Genomic DNA, 314 nt, shown 5'->3' on the forward strand with positions numbered 1-314 from the left:
AGCATATTTGTGAACCACAGAAAATCGTTACTATTTTATGGTTAAGTCCTAATATGTCCTATCGCCAACAACATCACTACCTTGTGCAAAAAGGCTTAATTTCATTGGAGTTAAACTATTGTGATACGAAATTAAGCTGGTTTATTCATAATTACGAGCAGCACAATACAATGCAAGATATTCAAGAAAACATTAGCTAACGAGAAGGAGCTGATATCTCTTTGATTATCCATTCTGACTTTGATTTACCTAAGTACTCTAAAAAATTTCTTCAACATTTAAAAAGAAAGTACTATTCAGAAGAAGCCATTATT

General features: G+C 31.5%; 1 protein-coding gene. It reads left to right on the forward strand.

The genetic code is table 11. From position 1 onward, the window contains the following. Positions 1-200: hypothetical protein (locus SB660_RS19630; RefSeq protein WP_410583929.1), on the forward strand; the 200-nt coding region annotated here is incomplete at its 5' end. Positions 201-314 lie beyond the last annotated feature (114 nt).

Source organism: Bacillus sp. SIMBA_005, assembly GCF_046535585.1.
In the GTDB taxonomy this organism is placed as follows: Bacteria; Bacillota; Bacilli; order Bacillales; family Bacillaceae; genus Bacillus; species Bacillus pumilus.